13 protein-coding genes and 1 tRNA gene are annotated in these 16,667 nt (G+C 61.9%); all 14 read right to left on the bottom strand.

The features are described 5' to 3' along the window. Positions 1-677: GTP-binding protein (locus tag BM297_RS21080; RefSeq protein ID WP_139231107.1), on the bottom strand; the 677-nt coding region annotated here is incomplete at its 3' end. Positions 678-707: 30 nt separating this feature from the next. Continuing rightward, the gene (gene fusA / locus BM297_RS21075; RefSeq protein ID WP_092435772.1) at positions 708-2,810 is read right to left on the bottom strand and encodes an elongation factor G; all 2,103 of its coding nucleotides are present in this window, start codon (positions 2,808-2,810) and stop codon (positions 708-710) included. Between the two features lie 30 nt (positions 2,811-2,840). Continuing rightward, the gene (gene rpsG, locus BM297_RS21070) at positions 2,841-3,311 is read right to left on the bottom strand and encodes a 30S ribosomal protein S7 (RefSeq protein ID WP_090313836.1); all 471 of its coding nucleotides are present in this window, start codon (positions 3,309-3,311) and stop codon (positions 2,841-2,843) included. Between the two features lie 85 nt (positions 3,312-3,396). Next, complete coding sequence (gene rpsL / locus BM297_RS21065) at positions 3,397-3,768, bottom strand: 30S ribosomal protein S12 (RefSeq protein ID WP_092435769.1); 372 nt, start codon at positions 3,766-3,768, stop codon at positions 3,397-3,399. Between the two features lie 141 nt (positions 3,769-3,909). Further along, positions 3,910-8,112: a DNA-directed RNA polymerase subunit beta' gene (gene rpoC / locus BM297_RS21060; protein WP_092435766.1), complete on the bottom strand. Its 4,203-nt coding sequence runs from the start codon at positions 8,110-8,112 to the stop codon at positions 3,910-3,912. Positions 8,113-8,171: 59 nt separating this feature from the next. Further along, positions 8,172-12,248, bottom strand: a complete 4,077-nt coding sequence (rpoB, locus tag BM297_RS21055) for a DNA-directed RNA polymerase subunit beta (protein ID WP_092435762.1) — start codon at positions 12,246-12,248, stop codon at positions 8,172-8,174. A gap of 222 nt (positions 12,249-12,470) precedes the next feature. Further along, on the bottom strand, positions 12,471-12,839 hold the full coding sequence (gene rplL / locus BM297_RS21050; protein ID WP_092435759.1) for a 50S ribosomal protein L7/L12: 369 nt from the start codon (positions 12,837-12,839) through the stop codon (positions 12,471-12,473). A 75-nt stretch (positions 12,840-12,914) separates the two neighbouring features. Beyond that, on the bottom strand, positions 12,915-13,415 hold the full coding sequence (gene rplJ / locus BM297_RS21045; RefSeq protein ID WP_092435756.1) for a 50S ribosomal protein L10: 501 nt from the start codon (positions 13,413-13,415) through the stop codon (positions 12,915-12,917). Positions 13,416-13,611: 196 nt separating this feature from the next. Further along, a complete protein-coding gene (rplA, locus tag BM297_RS21040; RefSeq protein ID WP_092435753.1) occupies positions 13,612-14,307 on the bottom strand; it encodes a 50S ribosomal protein L1 in 696 nt (231 codons plus the stop codon). After that, entirely contained in the window at positions 14,307-14,738 is a 432-nt protein-coding gene (gene rplK / locus BM297_RS21035; RefSeq protein WP_090313822.1) for a 50S ribosomal protein L11, read from the bottom strand. Before rplK ends, rplA begins: the two co-directional genes overlap by 1 nt. A 114-nt stretch (positions 14,739-14,852) precedes the next feature. Beyond that, the gene (gene nusG / locus BM297_RS21030) at positions 14,853-15,386 is read right to left on the bottom strand and encodes a transcription termination/antitermination protein NusG (protein WP_090313820.1); all 534 of its coding nucleotides are present in this window, start codon (positions 15,384-15,386) and stop codon (positions 14,853-14,855) included. A 9-nt stretch (positions 15,387-15,395) separates the two neighbouring features. After that, the gene (gene secE / locus BM297_RS21025; protein ID WP_092435750.1) at positions 15,396-15,764 is read right to left on the bottom strand and encodes a preprotein translocase subunit SecE; all 369 of its coding nucleotides are present in this window, start codon (positions 15,762-15,764) and stop codon (positions 15,396-15,398) included. Positions 15,765-15,809: 45 nt separating this feature from the next. Beyond that, positions 15,810-15,885, bottom strand: a tRNA-Trp gene (locus tag BM297_RS21020). A gap of 53 nt (positions 15,886-15,938) precedes the next feature. Continuing rightward, positions 15,939-16,667: EF-Tu C-terminal domain-related protein (locus BM297_RS21015; RefSeq protein ID WP_092435747.1), on the bottom strand; the 729-nt coding region annotated here is incomplete at its 5' end.

Genomic DNA, 16,667 nt, shown 5'->3' with positions numbered 1-16,667 from the left:
CCGGAGATCGAGAACACGTCTTCGATCGGCATCAGGAACGGCTGGTCAACGGCACGAACCGGCTCCGGGATGTAGGAGTCGAGGGTTTCCACCAGCTTGCGCACGGCAGAGACGCCCATCTCGTTGTCATCCTGGCCGTTCAGGGCCATCAGCGCCGAACCGGTAACGATCGGAGTGTCGTCGCCCGGGAAGTCGTAGGTGTTCAGCAGATCGCGAACTTCCATCTCGACCAGTTCCAGCAGCTCGGCGTCGTCCACCATGTCGGCCTTGTTCAGGAACACGACGATGTAGGGAACACCTACCTGACGGGACAGCAGGATGTGCTCGCGGGTCTGCGGCATCGGACCGTCGGCAGCCGAGCACACCAGGATCGCGCCGTCCATCTGCGCAGCACCGGTGATCATGTTCTTCACGTAGTCAGCGTGACCGGGGCAGTCAACGTGAGCGTAGTGACGAATGGCGGAATCGTATTCAACGTGGGAAGTGTTGATGGTGATACCGCGAGCCTTCTCTTCCGGAGCGTTGTCGATCTGGGCGAAGTCACGAGCGGAACCACCCCAGGTCTCGGCGCAGACCTTGGTCAGAGCAGCAGTCAGAGTGGTCTTGCCATGGTCGACGTGACCGATGGTGCCGACGTTGACGTGCGGTTTGTTACGTTCAAATTTTTCTTTAGCCACGACAGTAAACCTCTTACCAAAAGGGCTGAATCAACCTTGTTTCTTGACGATAGCTTCGGCGATGTTGGCCGGAGCTTCCGAGTATTTCGAGAACTCCATGGAGTAGCTCGCACGACCCTGCGACATCGAGCGCACGTCGGTAGCGTAACCGAACATCTCGCCCAGCGGCACTTCGGCACGGATCACCTTGCCGGACACGGTGTCTTCCATGCCCTGGATCAGGCCGCGACGACGGTTCAGGTCACCCATCACGTCGCCCATGTAGTCTTCCGGAGTCACCACCTCGACCTTCATGATCGGCTCGAGCAGGACGGCACCACCTTTCTGGGCCAGCTGCTTGGTCGCCATGGAAGCCGCGATCTTGAACGCCATTTCGTTGGAGTCAACGTCATGGTAGGAACCGTCGAACACGGTTGCCTTGAGGCCGATGAGCGGATAGCCGGCAACAACGCCGTTCTTCATCTGTTCTTCGATGCCCTTCTGGATCGCCGGGATGTATTCCTTCGGAACCACACCACCCACGACTTCGTTCTTGAACTCCAGACCTTCCTGACCTTCGTCGGACGGCTCGAAGCGAATCCAGCAATGGCCGAACTGGCCACGACCGCCGGACTGACGAACGAACTTGCCTTCGATCTCGCACTTGTTGCGGATCATCTCACGGTAAGCCACCTGCGGCTTGCCGATGTTGGCCTCGACGTTGAACTCGCGCTTCATGCGGTCAACGAGGATGTCCAGGTGCAGCTCACCCATGCCGGAGATGATGGTCTGGCCGGTTTCCTCGTCGGTCTTGACGCGGAACGACGGGTCTTCCTGGGCCAGCTTGCCCAGTGCGATACCCATCTTCTCCTGGTCAGCCTTGGTCTTCGGCTCGACCGCCACGGAGATTACCGGCTCCGGGAAGTCCATGCGCTCGAGGATGATCGGCTTGTCGATGGAGCACAGGGTGTCACCGGTGGTGACGTCCTTCATGCCGATCAGGGCTGCGATGTCGCCAGCGCGGCATTCCTTGATCTCGTCACGCTGGTTGGCGTGCATCTGCACCATCCGGCCGACGCGCTCCTTCTTGCCCTTCACCGAGTTCAGCACCGAGTCACCGGAGCTGAGCACGCCGGAGTAGACGCGCGCGAAGGTCAGAGTGCCGACGAACGGGTCGGTGGCAATCTTGAACGCCAGAGCCGAGAACGGCTCGTCGTCGCTGGCATGACGCTCGTCGGTGAGTTCCTCGTTATCCGGGTTGACGCCCTGGATCGCCGGAATCTCGGTCGGCGCCGGCAGGTAGTCGATCACGGCGTCGAGAACCAGGGGAACACCCTTGTTCTTGAACGACGAACCGCACACAGCCGGAACGATTTCGCAGGCGATGGTGCGCTGACGCAGACCGGCCTTGATCTCTTCGATGGTCAGCTCGCCACCCTCGAGATACTTGTTCATCAGCTCTTCGTTGGCTTCGGCAGCGGACTCGATCATGTTCGAGCGCCACTCTTCGGCTTCGGCGAGCAGCTCCGCCGGAATCTCTTCCTCGCGGTAGGTGGTGCCCTTGTCGTCGTCGTTCCAGTAGATCGCCTTCATCTTGATCAGGTCGATCTGGCCCTGGAAGTTCTCCTCGGAGCCGATGGCCAGCTGCACCGGCACCGGGGTGTGACCCAGGCGCTGCTTGATCTGGCCGATGACGCGCAGGAAGTTGGCGCCGGCACGGTCCATCTTGTTGACGTAGACGATGCGCGGTACGCCGTACTTGTTGGCCTGACGCCATACGGTTTCCGACTGCGGCTCGACGCCGGAGGTACCGCAGAACACCACGACAGCACCGTCCAGCACACGCAGGGAACGCTCCACCTCAATGGTGAAGTCCACGTGACCGGGGGTGTCGATGACGTTGACGCGGTAGTTGTCGAACTGGGCGCGCGAGCCTTTCCAGAAGGTGGTCACGGCAGCGGAGGTGATGGTGATACCACGCTCCTGCTCCTGCACCATCCAGTCGGTGGTCGCCGCGCCATCGTGCACTTCACCCATCTTGTGGCTGAGGCCGGTGTAGAACAGGATCCGCTCGGTGGTGGTGGTCTTGCCAGCATCCACGTGCGCACAGATACCGATGTTGCGGTAGCGATTGATTGGGGTAGTACGGGCCACGGTAGGGTCCTCGCTAAGTGAAAGCGCTTCTTAGAAACGGTAGTGCGAGAAGGCCTTGTTGGCTTCAGCCATGCGGTGCACGTCTTCACGCTTCTTCACTGCAGCGCCTTTGCCTTCGGCGGCATCAATCAGCTCGCCAGCCAGGCGCAGGGCCATGGACTTCTCACCACGCTTGCGCGCGTAATCCACCAGCCAGCGCATGGCCAGAGCATTGCGACGGGACGGACGAACTTCAACCGGCACCTGGTAGGTAGCACCGCCGACACGGCGGGACTTCACTTCGACCAGCGGAGCGATGGCGTCGAGTGCTTTCTCGAAGGTTTCCAGGGGGTCGACGTTCTTGCGCTGCTTGACGGTTTCCAGAGCACCGTAAACGATGCGCTCGGCCACGGCCTTCTTGCCGCTTTCCATCACGTGGTTCATGAATTTAGCCAGGATCTGGCTTCCGTACTTCGGATCGGCAAGGATTTCACGCTTGGCCGCTACACGACGTCTTGGCATTGATAAGCCCTCAAACGGTCTTCAGGTTAGCCCGGGACTTGCCCGACCTTACTCTTATCGACTCGACAAAAATGAATTAGGAAAATTACTTCGGACGCTTGGTGCCGTACTTCGAACGACCCTGCTTACGGTCCTTCACGCCGGAGGTATCCAGCGAACCGCGCACGGTGTGGTAACGCACACCCGGAAGGTCTTTGACACGACCGCCACGGATCAGCACCACGCTGTGCTCTTGCAGGTTGTGGCCTTCACCGCCGATGTAGGAAGCGACTTCGTAGCCGTTGGTCAGGCGCACACGGCAGACCTTACGCAGCGCGGAGTTCGGCTTCTTCGGGGTGGTGGTGTAAACGCGGGTGCACACGCCGCGGCGCTGGGGGCAGTTCTGCAGCGCAGGCACGTCACTCTTTTCGGTGACGCGCTTGCGCGGCTGGCGCACCAGCTGGTTGATAGTTGCCATCTACTAGCTCCACTGATTGTCTTTCGACACAAAAATTTCGCGGAGCAAAATGCCCCGCGAGATTAAGGGGTACAAGAGTCTAAAGAGCTTGACACCCCTCGTCAAGGCACCCCCGGCCACTGCCGCGACCGGGGGTAGCACTCATTTTTCGCTGAAGTTCAGCGCTTCGGTCAGCGCCGCTTCGACTTCGCTGGCACTCACGCGCTGCGGCTTGTCGGCTTCGCGGCGGCGCTTGCGCTCGCTGTGGTAGGCCAAACCGGTACCCGCCGGGATCAGACGACCGACCACCACGTTCTCCTTCAGGCCGCGCAGGTAGTCGCGCTTGCCGGTAACCGCCGCCTCGGTGAGGACGCGGGTGGTTTCCTGGAAGGAAGCCGCGGAGATGAACGACTCGGTCGACAGCGAGGCCTTGGTGATGCCCAGCAGCACGCGGGCGTACTTGGCGATGAACTTGTCATCGGCCGCCAGACGCTCGTTCTCTTCCAGCACCTGGGTCAGCTCGGCCTGGTCGCCCTTGATGAAGCTGGAGTCACCCGACTCGGCAATCTCGACCTTGCGCAGCATCTGGCGCAGGATGGTTTCGATGTGCTTGTCGTTGATCTTCACGCCCTGCAGGCGGTACACGTCCTGGATCTCGTTGACGATGTACTTGGCCAGCGCGCTGACACCCAGCAGACGCAGGATGTCGTGCGGGTTGCTCGGACCGTCGGAGATCACTTCACCCTTGTTCACCTGCTCGCCTTCGAAGACGTTGAGGTGACGCCACTTCGGGATCAGCTCCTCGTACGGATCGCTGCCATCGTTCGGGGTGATGACCAGACGGCGCTTGCCCTTGGTCTCCTTGCCGAAGCTGATGGTGCCGCTGATTTCCGCGAGGATCGACGGCTCCTTCGGACGACGCGCTTCGAACAGGTCGGCTACGCGCGGCAGACCACCGGTGATGTCGCGAGTCTTCGAGGTTTCCTGCGGGATACGTGCAACCACGTCACCCACGTTCACCTTGGCGCCGTCGGACAGGTTGACCAGGGTCTTGGCCGGCAGGAAGTACTGGGCCGGCACGTCGGTACCCGGCAGCAGCAGCTCCTTGCCGGACGCGTCGACCAGCTTGACCGCCGGACGGATGTCCTTGCCGGCTGCCGGACGCTCGTGCAGATCCATCACCTCGATGTTGGTCAGACCGGTCAGCTCGTCGGTCTGGCGGCGGACGGTGATGCCCTCCTCCATGCCGACGAAGGTCACGGTACCGGCCATCTCGGTGACGATCGGGTGGGTGTGCGGGTCCCACTTGGCCACGATGGAGCCAGCTTCGACCTTGTCGCCTTCCTTGATGGAAATCACCGCACCGTAGGGCAGCTTGTAGCGCTCGCGCTCGCGACCGAAGTCGTCGGCCACCGCCAGCTCGCCGGAACGCGACACCGCCACCAGGGCGCCGTCGGCACGCTCGACATGCTTCAGGTTGTGCAGACGGACGGTGCCGCCGCTCTTCACCTGAATGCTGTCCTGAGCGGCGCTTCGGCTGGCCGCACCACCGATGTGGAAGGTACGCATGGTCAGCTGGGTACCCGGCTCACCGATCGACTGAGCGGCGATGACGCCGACCGCTTCACCGATGTTGACCTGGTGACCACGGGCCAGGTCGCGACCGTAGCACTTGGCGCAGATGCCGTAGCGGGTTTCACAGGCGATCGGCGAACGCACGATCACTTCGTCGACGCTGTTCAGCTCGAGGAAGTCGACCCACTGCTCGTCGATCAGGGTGCCCGCCGGCACGATGATCTCGTCGGTGCCCGGCTTGGGCACATCGCGGGCGATCACGCGGCCGAGCACGCGCTCACCGAGCGGCTCGACAATGTCGCCGCCTTCGATGTGCGGAGTCATCAGCAGGCCGTGCTCGGTACCGCAATCGACCTCGGTCACCACCAGATCCTGGGCCACGTCGACCAGACGACGGGTCAGGTAACCGGAGTTGGCGGTCTTCAGCGCGGTATCCGCCAGACCCTTACGAGCACCGTGGGTGGAAATGAAGTACTGCAGTACGTTCAGGCCTTCACGGAAGTTGGCGGTGATCGGCGTCTCGATGATCGAGCCGTCCGGCTTCGCCATCAGACCACGCATGCCGGCCAGCTGACGGATCTGCGCGGCAGAACCCCGCGCACCCGAGTCGGCCATCATGTACATGGAGTTGAACGACTCCTGCTCGACTTCGTTGCCGTGACGGTCGATGACCTTGTCCTTGGACAGGTTGGCCATCATCGCCTTGGAGACTTCGTCGTTGGCCTTCGACCACAGGTCGATCACCTTGTTGTACTTCTCGCCCTGAGTCACCAGGCCGGAGGCGTACTGGGTTTCGATTTCCTTCACTTCCGCGGTGGCCGCATCGATGATGCGCGCCTTGGCTTCCGGGATGACGAAATCGTTGACGCCGATCGACACGCCGGAGATGGTCGAGTAGGCGAAACCGGTGTACATCAGCTGGTCGGCGAAGATCACGGTGTCCTTGAGACCGACCACACGGTACGCGTGGTTGATCAGCTTGGAGATCGCCTTCTTCTTCATCGGCTGGTTGACCACGTCGAACGACAGGCCGGTCGGCACCACCTGGAACAGCAGCGCGCGGCCGACGGTGGTGTCGACGATGCGGGTGTTCTTGGTGATCTCGCCGCTGTCACGGTCCTTGACCACCTCGTTGATGCGCACCTTGACCTTGGCGTGCAGGGACACTTCGCCGGCGCGGAACACGCGGTCGACTTCCTGCAGGTCGGCGAACACGCGACCTTCGCCCTTGGCGTTGATCGCTTCGCGGGTCATGTAGTACAGACCCAGCACCACGTCCTGCGACGGCACGATGATCGGCTCGCCGTTGGCCGGGGAGAGGATGTTGTTGGTCGACATCATCAGCGCGCGCGCTTCCAGCTGGGCCTCGAGGGTCAGCGGAACGTGCACGGCCATCTGGTCACCGTCGAAGTCGGCGTTGTACGCGGCGCAGACCAGCGGATGCAGCTGGATGGCCTTGCCTTCGATGAGTACCGGCTCGAACGCCTGGATGCCCAGACGGTGCAGGGTCGGCGCACGGTTGAGCAGCACGGGATGTTCGCGGATGACTTCGGCGAGCACGTCCCACACCTCGGGCAGTTCGCGCTCGACCATCTTCTTGGCCGCCTTGATGGTGGTGGCCATGCCGCGGGCTTCGAGCTTGCCGAAGATGAACGGCTTGAACAGCTCGAGGGCCATCTTCTTGGGCAGACCGCACTGATGCAGGCGCAGGGTCGGGCCCACGGTGATCACCGAACGACCGGAGTAGTCGACGCGCTTGCCGAGCAGGTTCTGACGGAAACGACCCTGCTTGCCCTTGATCATGTCGGCCAGGGACTTCAGCGGGCGCTTGTTGGAGCCGGTGATGGCACGGCCACGACGGCCGTTGTCCAGCAGGGCGTCCACGGCTTCCTGCAGCATGCGCTTCTCGTTGCGCACGATGATGTCCGGCGCAGCCAGGTCGAGCAGGCGCTTCAGACGGTTGTTGCGGTTGATCACGCGACGGTACAGATCGTTCAGATCGGAGGTCGCGAAGCGCCCGCCATCCAGCGGCACCAGCGGACGCAGGTCCGGCGGCAGCACCGGCAGCACGGTCAGCACCATCCACTCCGGCTTGTTGCCGGAGCCCTGGAAGGCTTCCATCAGCTTCAGGCGCTTGGACAGCTTCTTGATCTTGGTTTCCGAGTTGGTCTGCGGAATCTCTTCGCGCAGGCGGCCGATCTCGTGCTCCAGATCGATGGCGGAGAGCAGCTCGAAGACCGCCTCGGCACCCATGCGGGCATCGAAGTCGTCACCGAACTCCTCGAGCGCCTCGAAGTACTGCTCATCGTTGAGCAGCTGACCCTTGTCCAGGGTGGTCATGCCCGGATCGATGACCACGTAGCTCTCGAAATAGAGCACGCGCTCGATGTCGCGCAGGGTCATGTCCAGCAGCAGGCCGATACGCGACGGCAGCGACTTGAGGAACCAGATGTGGGCAACCGGCGAGGCCAGCTCGATGTGCGCCATGCGCTCGCGACGCACCTTGGCCAGGGCGACTTCCACGCCGCACTTCTCGCAGATCACGCCGCGATGCTTGAGGCGCTTGTACTTGCCGCACAGGCACTCGTAGTCCTTCACCGGGCCGAAGATCTTGGCGCAGAACAGGCCGTCACGCTCGGGCTTGAAGGTACGGTAGTTGATGGTCTCCGGCTTCTTAACTTCACCGAAGGACCAGGAACGGATCATCTCGGGCGACGCCAGCGCAATCTTGATGGCATCGAACTCTTCGACTTGACCCTGGTTTTTCAATAGATTCAGCAGGTCTTTCAAGGCCTTTCCTCCTCACGGAGCCGGCGGCAGGCTCGCCTGCCGCCGGTACGCGTCGCGGGTTATTCGGTTTCCAGCTCGATGTCGATGCCGAGCGAACGGATTTCCTTGATCAGCACGTTGAAGGACTCGGGCATGCCGGCCTCCATGCGGTGATCGCCATCCACGATGTTCTTGTACATCTTGGTACGGCCGTTCACGTCGTCCGACTTGACGGTCAGCATTTCCTGCAGGGTGTAGGCGGCGCCGTAGGCTTCCAGCGCCCAGACCTCCATCTCCCCGAAACGCTGGCCACCGAACTGCGCCTTGCCGCCCAGCGGTTGCTGGGTAACCAGGCTGTAGGAGCCGGTGGAACGCGCGTGCATCTTGTCGTCGACCAGGTGGTTCAGCTTGAGCATGTACATGTAGCCGACGGTGGTCGGCCGCTCGAAGGCATTGCCGGTACGACCGTCGAAGAGGCGCATCTGCCCGCTTTCCGGCATGTCGGCCAGCTTGAGCATGGCCTTGATCTCGCTCTCCTCGGCACCGTCGAACACCGGAGTGGCCATCGGCACGCCGCCACGCAGGTTCTGCGCCAGGTCCAGCACTTCCTGATCGCTCAGGCTGTCGAGGTTTTCCTGACGACCGCCGATCTCGTTGTAGATCTGCTGCATGAACTGACGCAGCTCGGCGACCTTGCGCTGCTCTTCGAGCATGCGGTTGATCTTCTCACCCAGGCCCTTGGCCGCCAGGCCCAGGTGGGTTTCGAGGATCTGGCCGACGTTCATCCGCGACGGTACGCCCAGCGGGTTGAGGACGATGTCCACCGGCGTGCCGTTGGCATCGTGCGGCATGTCTTCGACCGGCATGATCACCGAGACCACACCCTTGTTACCGTGGCGACCGGCCATCTTGTCGCCCGGCTGGATGCGGCGCTTGATGGCGAGGTAAACCTTGACGATCTTCAGCACGCCCGGCGCCAGGTCGTCGCCCTGCTGCAGCTTGCGCTTCTTGTCCTCGAACTTGTCGTCGAGCAACTGACGGCGGTCGGAGATATAGGCCTGGGCCTTCTCCAGCTGCTCGTTCAGCGCTTCCTCAGCCATGCGCAGCTTGAACCACTGACCACGCTCGACGCTGTCGAGGTACTCGTCGGTGATCTCGGTGCCCTTCTTCAGGCCACCCGGGCCACCTTCGGCCTTGCAGCCGACCAGCGCGGCGCGCAGACGCTCGAAGGTCGCGCCTTCGACGATGCGGAACTCCTCGTTGAGGTCCTTGCGGATCTCGTCGAGCTGCATCTTCTCGATCGACAGGGCGCGCGAGTCGCGCTCCACGCCGTCGCGGGTGAACACCTGGACGTCGATGACGGTGCCCTTGGTGCCGGTCGGCACGCGCAGGGAGGTGTCCTTAACATCGCTGGCCTTCTCGCCGAAGATCGCCCGCAGCAGCTTCTCTTCCGGAGTCAGCTGGGTCTCGCCCTTCGGGGTGACCTTGCCGACCAGGATGTCGCCGGCGCCCACCTCGGCACCCACATAGACGATCCCCGCCTCATCCAGCTTGTTCAGCGCAGCTTCACCGACGTTCGGGATATCTGCAGTGATCTCCTCCGGACCGAGCTTGGTGTCGCGCGACACGCAGGTCAGTTCCTGGATGTGGATGGTGGTGAAGCGATCTTCCTGAACCACGCGCTCGGACAGGCAGATGGAGTCTTCGAAGTTGAAGCCGTTCCACGGCATGAACGCCACGCGCATGTTCTGCCCGAGAGCCAGCTCGCCCATGTCGGTGGACGGGCCATCGGCCATGATGTCGCTACGCGAGACCACGTCACCCTTGCTGACCAGCGGACGCTGGTTGATGCAGGTGTTCTGGTTGGAACGGGTGTACTTGGTCAGGTTGTAGATGTCGACACCGGCCTCGCCGGTCTCGACCTCGTCGTTGTGCACGCGCACCACGATGCGGCTGGCATCGACCGAGTCGATCACCCCGCCACGACGCGCGACCACGCAGACACCGGAGTCACGGGCGACGTTGCGCTCCATGCCGGTACCCACCAGCGGCTTGTCGGCACGCAGGGTCGGCACGGCCTGACGCTGCATGTTCGAACCCATCAGCGCGCGGTTGGCGTCGTCGTGCTCGAGGAACGGAATCAGCGAGGCCGCGACGGAAACCACCTGCTTGGGCGATACGTCCATCAGGGTGACGTCTTCCGGCGCCTTCACGGTGAATTCGTTCATGTGGCGCACGGCCACCAACTCGTCGACCAGCTGACCCTGCTCGTTGAGGGTCGCCGAGGCCTGGGCAATCACGTGGTTGGCTTCTTCGATCGCCGACAGGAAGACGATCTCGTCGGTCACCTGGCCGCCCTTGACCACACGGTACGGGCTCTCGAGGAAGCCGTACTGGTTGGTGCGAGCATAGGTGGCCAGCGAGTTGATCAGACCGATGTTCGGGCCTTCCGGCGTTTCAATCGGGCACACGCGGCCGTAGTGGGTCGGGTGTACGTCGCGGACTTCGAAGCCGGCGCGCTCGCGGGTCAGACCGCCCGGGCCAAGCGCGGAAACGCGGCGCTTGTGGGTGATCTCCGACAGCGGGTTGTTCTGGTCCATGAACTGCGACAGCTGGCTGGAACCGAAGAACTCCTTGACCGCGGCAGCCACCGGCTTGGCGTTGATCAGGTCCTGCGGCATCAGGCCTTCGCTCTCGGCCATCGACAGGCGTTCCTTGACCGCGCGCTCGACGCGCACCAGGCCGACACGGAACTGGTTCTCGGCCATCTCGCCGACGCAGCGTACGCGACGGTTGCCGAGGTGGTCGATGTCGTCGACGATGCCCTTGCCGTTGCGGATGTCGACCAGGGTCTTCAGCACGGCGACGATGTCTTCGCGACTGAGCACGCCCGGGCCTTCGATCTCTTCACGACCGATGCGGCGGTTGAACTTCATGCGACCGACCGCGGACAGGTCGTAACGCTCGGCGCTGAAGAACAGGTTGTTGAACAGGGTTTCGGCGGCATCCTTGGTCGGCGGCTCGCCGGGACGCATCATCCGGTAGATCTCGACCAGGGCTTCCAGCTGGTTGCTGGTGCCGTCGATCTTCAGCGTGTCGGAGATGAACGGACCGCAGTCGATATCGTTGGTGTACAGGGTCTCGAGGCGAACCACCTGAGCCTTGCCGATCTTGACCAGCAGCTCGGTGGTCAGCTCGACGTTGCACTCGGCGATGATCTCGCCGGTGGCCGGATGCACGATGGCCTTGGCCAGGGTGCGACCGAGGACGTAGTCGAGCGGAACTTCCAGCTCCTTGATCCCGGACTTTTCCAGCTGATTGATGTGGCGCGCGGTGACCCGGCGCCCCTGTTCGACGATGACCTTGCCAGCGTCATCCTTGATGTCGAAACCAGCGATCTCGCCACGCAGGCGCTGCGGCACCAGCTCGAGGCGCAGCGACTGGTCCTTCAGGTGGAACACGTTGGTGTCATAGAAGGCATCGAGGATCTCCTCGGTGCCATAGTTCAGCGCGCGCAGCAGCACCGACGCCGGCAGCTTGCGGCGACGGTCGATACGCACGAACACGGCGTCCTTCGGGTCGAACTCGAAGTCCAGCCAGGAGCCGCGGTAGGGGATGATGCGGGCGGAGTACAGCAGCTTGCCCGAGCTGTGGGTCTTGCCCTTGTCGTGATCGAAGAACACGCCCGGCGAGCGGTGCAGCTGGGAGACGATGACGCGCTCGGTACCGTTGATGATGAAGGTACCGTTCTCGGTCATCAGGGGGATTTCCCCCATGTAGACTTCCTGCTCCTTGATGTCCTTGATTGCCTTGCTCGACGATTCCTTATCGAAGATCATCAGACGCACTTTCACGCGCAGCGGCACGGCGAAAGTCACGCCCCGCAGCACGCATTCCTTGACGTCGAATGCCGGTTCGCCCAGGCGATAACCGACGTATTCCAGGGCGGCATTGCCGGAATAGCTGATAATCGGGAAAACGGACTTGAAGGCCGCATGCAGGCCGACGTCGCGGAGATGCTCCTTGCCAGCGCCCGCCTGCAGGAATTCGCGGTACGAATCCAGTTGAATGGCCAGCAGATACGGCACATCCATGACGTCCGGCAACTTGCTAAAGTCCTTGCGGATACGTTTTTTCTCAGTATATGAGTAAGCCATCAGCGTTCCCCAGCTTGGTCACCTGCTTGTTTGGCCTCTCCGACGGGAGTAGCCGGAAAATCGTGCAAACCCTCGGTTTGCAACCACCGCTCAGGGTGGTGTTTCGCGTCACGGGCAGCCGGCCTTGCCAGGCCGCCCATAACGGAAAAAGGCCGGTGGCATAAGCCACCAGCCATCAGTCCGTAATTGGCGCGCGGACTGTCGACGCAAGGTCGGCTCAGCTTACTTGAGCTCGACCTTGGCGCCTGCTTCTTCCAGAGCCTTCTTGGCCGCTTCGGCTTCTTCCTTGGAAGCGCCTTCCTTGACCAGGCCCGGAGCGCCGTCAACCACAGCCTTGGCTTCTTTGAGGCCCAGACCGGTCAGCTCGCGAACGACCTTGATGACGTTGACTTTCTTCTCACCAGCCTCGACCAGCATGATGTTGAACTCGGTCTGCTCTTCAACCACAGCAGCAGCAGCGGCCGGACCGGCAGCAGCAGCAGCAGCGGCGGTTACACCGAACTTCTCTTCCATTGCCTTGATCAGTTCAACAACCTGCATCACGGACATTTCGGAAACGGCGTTGATGATATCTTCGTTGGTCAGAGCCATGACTCTATTCCTGTATTGGGTGGCAGCCTCAAGGCCGCCTTATTAAACAAAAAAGGTGGAAGATTCCGCGGTGCCTCAGGCAGCCTCGGCTTCCTTCTTGTCGCGAACCGCCGCCAGAGTACGAGCCAGCTTGCTGGTGGCGCCCTGAATGACGCTCATCAGCTGCGAAACAGCCTCGTTGTAGGTCGGCAGGGTTGCCAGCACGTCGATCTGATTGGCCGCAATGAACTTGCCTTCGAAGGCAGCCGCCTTGATCTCGAACTTGTCCTGACCCTTGGCGAACTCCTTGAAGATACGGGCGGCAGCGCCCGGATGCTCGGTGGAGAATGCGATCAGGGTCGGGCCCTTGAACACGTCGTTCAGCACTTCAAAATCAGTGCCTTCAACGGCGCGGCGAGCCAGGGTGTTGCGCACGACTTTCACGTACACACCAGCTTCACGGGCCTCTTTACGGAGTCCGGTCATGGCGCCTACAGTCACGCCACGGGCATCAGCCACGACAGCGGACAGGGCAGCTTTGGCAGCCTCGTTGACTTCAGCGACAATGGCCTTCTTGTCTTCGAGCTTAATTGCCACGGGTTTACTCCTGGATGTTACCGTTTCGTCCAGCCGGAGCCGAACGGCGTTTTGGTGTCTGATTCGGTAAGGAATCGGGAGCACCATCTGCGTAGGCTGGTGATTTAAGGCTTGCGCCGCCTACGGTCTTGGACAGCCCCCGCCAGGCAGGGACCCCAATACTTGCGGCGCACCGGCGAGCCGATGCGCCAGATTCTTACGCGTCCAGGGAAGCCTGATCGACCTGCAGACCCGGCCCCATGGTGGTGCTCAGGGTCACGCGCTTGACGTACACGCCCTTGGAGGCGGACGGCTTCAGGCGCTTCAGGTCGGACAGCAGAGCCTCGACGTTCTGCTTCAGCTTGGCCGGCTCGAAGTCGACCTTGCCCACGGAGGCGTGGATGATGCCGTTCTTGTCGGTACGGAAACGCACCTGACCGGCCTTGGCATTCTTCACCGCGGTAGCGACGTCCGGGGTCACGGTGCCGACTTTCGGGTTCGGCATCAGGCCACGCGGGCCGAGGATCTGGCCCAGCTGACCAACGACACGCATCGCGTCCGGAGAGGCGATGACCACGTCGTAGTTCAGATCGCCGCCCTTCATTTCGGCAGCCAGTTCGTCCATGCCTACGCGGTCGGCGCCGGCAGCCAGAGCGGCTTCGGCAGCCGGGCCCTGGGTGAACACGGCAACGCGAACGCTCTTGCCGGTGCCGTTCGGCAGCACGGTAGCGCCACGTACGACCTGGTCGGATTTACGCGGATCAACACCGAGGTTGATCGCCACGTCCACGGACTCTTTGAACTTGATGGTCGACAGTTCGGCCAGCAGCTTAGCGGCGTCTTCGAAACCGTATTGCTTGCCTGCCTGGATCTTCTCGGCAATAGCCTTTTGGCGCTTGGTCAGCTTAGCCATTACACACCCTCCACGTTCAGGCCCATGCTACGCGCGGAACCGGCGATGGTGCGCACGGCCGCATCCAGGTCAGCTGCAGTCAGATCGGCAGTCTTGGTCTTGGCGATCTCTTCCAGCTGGGCACGAGTCACGGTGCCGACTTTCTGGGTGTTCGGGCGAGCGGAACCGCTGGTGATGCCAGCAGCCTTCTTCAGCAGAACCGAAGCCGGGGTGCTCTTGGTTTCAAAGGTGAAGCTGCGGTCACTGTAGACAGTGATGATCACCGGGGTCGGCAGACCCGGCTCCATACCCTGGGTCCGCGCGTTGAACGCCTTGCAGAACTCCATGATGTTGACGCCGTGCTGACCGAGGGCCGGACCGACGGGCGGCGACGGGTTGGCCTGGGCGGCCTTCACCTGCAGCTTGATATAAGCCGTAATCTTCTTAGCCATCTGCTACTCCAGTTGCGGGTACATGCGCCTTACGGCTCCCCGATTGCTTTCGCGTTTATCCCAGTGACAACAAAACCCCGCAGTCATCGACTGCGGGGTTGGGATCCCTGCCGGTCAGGCCTTCTCGACCTGGCCGAATTCCAACTCCACCGGAGTGGAGCGTCCGAAAATGAGCACCGCCACCTGGATCCGGCTCTTCTCGTAGTTAACTTCTTCCACGACGCCACTGAAATCGGCAAACGGGCCGCTGGTGACGCGAACAACCTCGCCCGGTTCGAACAGGGTTTTCGGCCGCGGTTTTTCGCTGCCATCGGCGACGCGGCGCAGAATGGCCTCGGCTTCCTTCTCGGTGATCGGCGCCGGCTTGTCTGCGGTACCGCCGATAAAGCCCATGACGCGCGGGGTATCCTTGATCAGGTGCCAGGTACCCTCGTTCATTTCCATCTGCACCAGCACGTAGCCGGGGAAGAACTTGCGCTCGCTCTTGCGCTTCTGGCCGTTGCGCATCTCGACCACCTCTTCGGTGGGCACCAGAATCTCGCCGAACTGGTCTTCCATGCCGGCCAGCTTGACGCGCTCGATCAGGGAGCGCATTACATGCTTTTCGTATCCCGAATAGGCATGCACAACATACCAACGCTTAGCCACAGAGCACCCTTAACCGACGATCAACGAAACCAGCCAACCGAGCAGGGAGTCGAGCCCCCAGAGCAGCAGCGCCATCACCAGCACCACAGCCACAACGATCAGCGTGGTCTGCGTGGTTTCCTGGCGGGTCGGCCAGACCACCTTGCGAATTTCGGTGCGAGCTTCCTTCGCCAGAGTGAAGAAAGCGCCACCCTTGGCCGTCTGCAGCGCGACAAATGCAGCCGCTGCCGCCAGGACAACGATACCCAGCACGCGATACAGGAGGGGTTCAGCGGAAAAATACTGATTACCCACAACCGCAACAGCTACCAGGACGGCAGCCGCCGACCACTTGAGGATATCGAGACGGGAATCTTTGTTTTCAGCCTTGGCGTTCATCTGCAAGGACCTTGTGAAGGGTGCCAGACTCTTGAATCGAGAATCTGGCAGGCCAGGAGGGAATCGAACCCCCAACCTGCGGTTTTGGAGACCGCCGCTCTGCCAATTGAGCTACTGGCCTGTAACTGAGTCAGGCCGACTATTATGCCGACCTGACCGAGAAAGATCAACGATTTATTCGAAGATCTTGGCAACCACGCCGGCGCCGACGGTACGGCCGCCTTCGCGGATCGCGAAGCGCAGGCCGTCTTCCATGGCGATCGGAGCGATCAGGGTGACAACCATCTTGATGTTGTCGCCCGGCATTACCATTTCAACGCCTTCCGGCAGCTCGCAGTTGCCGGTCACGTCGGTGGTACGGAAGTAGAACTGCGGGCGGTAGCCCTTGAAGAACGGGGTGTGACGACCGCCTTCTTCCTTGGACAGCACGTACACTTCAGCTTCGAACTTGGTGTGCGGCTTGATGGTGCCCGGCTTGGCCAGAACCTGGCCACGCTCGACGTCCTCACGCTTGATGCCGCGCAGCAGGATGCCCACGTTCTCGCCGGCACGACCTTCGTCGAGCAGCTTGCGGAACATTTCCACGCCGGTGCAGGTGGTCTTGGAGGTCGGACGGATGCCGACGATTTCCACTTCTTCCTGGACCTTGACGATGCCGCGCTCGATACGACCGGTCACCACGGTGCCGCGGCCGGAGATCGAGAACACGTCTTCGATCGGCATCAGGAACGGCTGGTCAACGGCACGAACCGGCTCCGGGATGTAGGAGTCGAGGGTTTCCACCAGCTTGCGCACGGCAGAGACGCCCATCTCGTTGTCATCCTGGCCGTTCAGGGCCATCAGCGCCGAACCGGTAACGATCGGAGTGTCGTCGCCCGGGAAGTCGTAGGTGTTCAGCAGATC

Origin of the sequence: Geopseudomonas sagittaria (assembly GCF_900115715.1) — a bacterium.
GTDB classification, from domain to species: Bacteria; Pseudomonadota; Gammaproteobacteria; order Pseudomonadales; family Pseudomonadaceae; genus Geopseudomonas; species Geopseudomonas sagittaria.
This window is presented reverse-complemented; position numbering and strand designations above follow the sequence as displayed.

Excerpts from the sequence above, each read along its gene's own strand:
- rpsG (WP_090313836.1), bottom strand. The coding sequence starts at position 3,311 with ATGCCAAGACGTCGTGTAGCGGCCAAGCGTGAAATCCTTGCCGATCCG.
- rpsL (WP_092435769.1), bottom strand. The coding sequence starts at position 3,768 with ATGGCAACTATCAACCAGCTGGTGCGCCAGCCGCGCAAGCGCGTCACC.
- rpoB (WP_092435762.1), bottom strand. The coding sequence starts at position 12,248 with ATGGCTTACTCATATACTGAGAAAAAACGTATCCGCAAGGACTTTAGC.
- rplL (WP_092435759.1), bottom strand. The coding sequence starts at position 12,839 with ATGGCTCTGACCAACGAAGATATCATCAACGCCGTTTCCGAAATGTCC.
- rplA (WP_092435753.1), bottom strand. The coding sequence starts at position 14,307 with ATGGCTAAGCTGACCAAGCGCCAAAAGGCTATTGCCGAGAAGATCCAG.
- rplK (WP_090313822.1), bottom strand. The coding sequence starts at position 14,738 with ATGGCTAAGAAGATTACGGCTTATATCAAGCTGCAGGTGAAGGCCGCC.
- secE (WP_092435750.1), bottom strand. The coding sequence starts at position 15,764 with ATGAACGCCAAGGCTGAAAACAAAGATTCCCGTCTCGATATCCTCAAG.